Source organism: Rathayibacter sp. AY2B7, from assembly GCF_002931635.1.
Taxonomy (GTDB): domain Bacteria; phylum Actinomycetota; class Actinomycetes; order Actinomycetales; family Microbacteriaceae; genus Rathayibacter.
The window spans coordinates 1-2,884 of record NZ_PSUC01000184.1; the positions used below are offsets into that span (position 1 = coordinate 1).

Below are 2,884 nucleotides of genomic sequence, written 5' to 3' on the forward strand. Positions count from 1 at the left end.
GGCCGGGGCTCCGTCGTGTCCGGCGGCCTCCGGTCGCCGCGGCACCCGCACGTCGCGAGCGCTTCTGCCGGTCTCTGTGGGCCTGCGGTCAGGCACGGTCGCCCGCAACGCGACGGACCCGCCGGAACACGAGGTTCCGACGGGCCCGACCGCGTCGTGCGGACCGCGGATCAGCGGGTGAGCGCCCGCGACAGCAGGTCGGCCTGCTCGGAGGCGTGCCGCTTGGCCGAGCCGGCCGCGGGGGAGGCCGCGGACGGCCGCGAGACCACGCGCATGGACCGGCCCAGCTTCGGAGCGACCTCGAGGGCCATGAACGGCCAGGCGCCCTGGTTCTCGGGCTCGTCCTGCACCCAGACGAGCTCCGCGTCCGGGTACCGCTCGGCGATGCCGCGCAGCTCCTCGATCGGCGCCGGGTAGTACTGCTCGACCCGCACCAGCGCGATGCCGTCGTCGGGCTTCTTCTCGAGCTCCGCCTTGAGGTCGTAGTGGACCTTGCCGGCGTGGAGCAGGACGCGCTTCACGGCGGAGGCGTCCTGGATCCGCGCGTCGTCGATCACCGGCTGGAAACGGCCCGAGGTGAAGTCCTCGACCGGGCTCGAGGCTCCGCGCAGGCGCAGCATCGCCTTCGGGGTGAAGACGATCAGCGGTCGGCGGGGCCGGGAGTAGGCCTGGCGGCGCAGCAGGTGGAAGTAGGACGCCGGCGTCGACGGTCGCGCGACGGTCATGTTCCGCTCCGCGCACATCTGCAGGTAGCGCTCGATCCGGGCCGACGAGTGGTCGGGGCCCTGGCCCTCGTAGCCGTGCGGGAGCAGGAGCACGAGCGACGAGCGCTGGCCCCACTTCTGCTCGGCGGAGGAGATGAACTCGTCGATCACGATCTGGGCGCCGTTCGCGAAGTCACCGAACTGCGCCTCCCACAGCACGAGCGAGTCGGGCCGCTCCACCGAGTAGCCGTACTCGAACGCCATCGCCGCGTACTCCGAGAGCAGCGAGTCGTAGATCCAGAGCCGGGCCTGCTGCTCGGACAGGTTCATCAGCGGCAGCCACTCCTGGCCGTTCTCGCGGTCGTGGAGGACCGCGTGGCGCTGGACGAAGGTCCCGCGGCGCGTGTCCTGGCCGACGAGGCGCACCGGGGTGTCCTCGAGGAGCAGGGAGCCGAGCGCGAGCAGCTCACCGAAGGCCCAGTCGATGGAGCCGGAGCGGCTCATCTCCTGGCGCTTCGCCAGCAGCTGCTGGAGCTTGGGGTGCACGGTGAAGCCCTCGGGCGGCGTCGTGAACGCGTCGCCGATGCGGGTCACGACCTCGGTCTTCACGCCGGTCACCTCGGGCTCGCCCGGGTAGTCCTCGCCCTGCTGCGCGTCGGGCAGCTCGAGGTCGGCCACGGAGTCGCCGTCGGCGGTGATCACGGGGATGGCGCCGGTCTGCGCGGCGTGGGTCTCGGCGAACGCACGCTCCAGGCGGTCCTGGAAGTCCTGGTGGGCGCGGTCGTACTCCTCCTCGGTGATGTCGCCGCGGCCGACGAGCGCCTCGGTGTACAGCTTGCGGACAGAGCGCTTGGCCTCGATCAGGCTGTACATCAGCGGCTGGGTCATCGAGGGGTCGTCGCCCTCGTTGTGCCCGCGCCGGCGGTAGCAGATCAGGTCGATGACCACGTCGCGGTGGAACCGCTGGCGGTACTCGAACGCGAGCTGCCCGACGTGGACGACCGCCTCGGGGTCGTCGCCGTTCACGTGGAAGATCGGCGCCTGGATCGTCTTCGCGCCGTCGGTCGAGTAGATCGAGGTGCGGGCCTCGTGAGGGGGAGTCGTGAACCCGACCTGGTTGTTGATGTTGATGTGGATCGTGCCGCCGGTGCGGTACGCGCGCAGCTGCGACATCTGCAGGGTCTCGACCACCACGCCCTGGCCCGCCATCGCGGCGTCGCCGTGGACGAGGATCGGCAGCGTGGTGAAGGTGCCGATGGGCTTGCGGTCCTGCTTGGCGCGGACGATGCCCTCCAGCACGCCGTTCACGGCCTCGAGGTGCGAGGGGTTCGCCGCCAGGTAGACCGGGATCTCCTCGCCCGCCGCGCCGCGGAAGGTCCCCTCGGTGCCGAGGTGGTACTTCACGTCTCCGGAGCCCTGGACCGTGCGCGGGTCCTGGGTGCCCTCGAACTCGCGGAAGATCTGGCCGTAGGTCTTGCCGGCGATGTTGGTCAGCACGTTCAGGCGGCCGCGGTGGGCCATGCCGATCGCGACCTCGTCGAGGTGCTCGTCGGCCGCGCCCTGCAGGACGGCGTCGAGCAGCGCGATGAGCGACTCCCCGCCCTCGAGCGAGAAGCGCTTCTGGCCCACGTACTTGGTCTGCAGGAAGGTCTCGAAGGCCTCGGCCTCGTTGAGCTTGCCCAGGATGCGCAGCTGCTCGTCGTGGCCCGGCTTCTCGTAGCCGCGCTCGAGCTTCTGCTGCATCCAGGCGCGCTGCTCCGGGTCCTGGATGTGCATGTACTCGACGCCGACCGTGCGGCAGTACGAGTCGCGGAGGATCCCGAGGATGTCGCGCAGCTTGAGCTGGCGCTTGCCGCCGAAGCCGTCCGTGACGAACTCGCGGTCGAGGTCCCAGAAGGTGAGGCCGTGGCTCTCGATGGCGAGATCGGGGTGCGAGCGCTGCACGTACTCCAGCGGGTCGACGTCGGCCATCAGATGCCCGCGGACGCGGAACGAGTTGATGAGCTCCTGCACGCGGGCGGTCTTGGAGACGCGCTCGGCGAGGTCGACGGCGATGTCCGTGGACCAGTGGATCGGGTCGTAGGGGATGCGCAGCGCGGCGAAGATGTCCTCGTAGAAGCCGCGGCCACCGAGCAGGAGCTCGTGCACGATCTTGAGGAACTCGCCCGAGCCGGCGCCCT

Annotated in this window: 1 protein-coding gene; it reads right to left on the bottom strand. The window is 70.5% G+C overall.

What is annotated here, in order from left to right:
* Positions 1-170 precede the first annotated feature (170 nt).
* Positions 171-2,884, bottom strand: a 2,714-nt coding sequence (locus C5C27_RS17115) for a multifunctional oxoglutarate decarboxylase/oxoglutarate dehydrogenase thiamine pyrophosphate-binding subunit/dihydrolipoyllysine-residue succinyltransferase subunit (RefSeq protein WP_104274608.1), incomplete at its 5' end; no start/stop codon positions are given.